General features: G+C 60.6%; 2 protein-coding genes. Both read left to right on the top strand.

Translation table 11 applies throughout. The features are described 5' to 3' along the window. Positions 1–168: 168 nt before the first annotated feature. A complete protein-coding gene (locus tag EOD07_RS35535; protein WP_127238446.1) occupies positions 169–354 on the top strand; it encodes a hypothetical protein in 186 nt (61 codons plus the stop codon). A 145-nt stretch (positions 355–499) separates the two neighbouring features. Beyond that, positions 500–916 (top strand): hypothetical protein, encoded by a 417-nt coding sequence (locus tag EOD07_RS37975; RefSeq protein ID WP_164772905.1) that lies wholly within the window; start codon positions 500–502, stop codon positions 914–916. Positions 917–1,045: the final 129 nt, after the last annotated feature.

Raw genomic sequence — 1,045 nt, 5'->3', positions numbered from 1 at the left:
TGGCCCGGCTCGTAACCCTGCGCCCCTACCGGCCGCTCCATCCCGGTATAAGCCGCTGGAGTCGCGCCAAGATTTGCCCCCAAAAGAAGTCAGGGCCAAGCTGTTGATGGGTCGAACGACCGCCGCATATATAATGGGCTAAAACCATGCGGGTCTTGGCAACGCGGTATGGACGCCGGCACAAAAAAACATAGAAGAAATCAGCGGCTGTCGGTTTTTGAGCTCGAGGCGTTGCGGGAGGCTTTCAAGCAGTCTGTTCGTGAGAACGGTGTCGCGGAAGCGGAATGGGCGCGGCACGCCGAGCTTTTCGTCAAAAGAACACTGCAAAAAGGCAGCCGTCCCACGCGGGCCTGACGTTCGGGCGCTCCGGCGCCGGATGGATTTCATTGACGCCGCCCGGTCGGACCATTGCGTTGGCGCATAGGACCTCAGCAACAATTGCGGGCGCAACGGGAAATGGACACTCTATCCCTGCGCCGGCTCCCCCCAAGGAAACCCAATGGTCGGCGCTTTAGCCCGGCCTGCCTGTCAAAGAGCCGTACTCTTTTACCGCCAAGGCAGGCCGGGCTACCCCAACCGCCGATTCGGCCTCCCACGTTCGATATCCTTCGAGACACGGCGCAATTTAACGGATGCGCGCGGGGCGGGCATTCTAGCGCGGAACGAAAAGCGGGCAGGCGCGTTTTCCGCCGCGATGTCGAGGATTCCTCATCATCACAAGGCCGAAAGGCCTTTTCAGGCCTCGCTTGCCGAGGCTGAGCGCCTGGCGCGCGCACAAAAGAACGCCAGGCTGAAGGACCTTCGCACCCACGCCTCGTGGCTGGTGCTCGATCCGCAGGCGCACTTCCAGGAGGAGATCGATTGTTCGGCGTTGCTCGGCGACCTGCCGATCCGAAAGGTCGTCCGCGACGGCTAAAGCATGTCTCCCGAAAGTGGGAACCGGTTTCGGGATAAAGACATGCGTAGAATCAAAAACCTAGAGCGCATGGAGCGAATCTGAAGGATCGCGACGCGCCTTAGATGCTTGCGGCTTTCAGCCTTAGGC

The organism is Mesorhizobium sp. M2C.T.Ca.TU.002.02.1.1, assembly GCF_003997225.1.
This window is presented reverse-complemented; position numbering and strand designations above follow the sequence as displayed.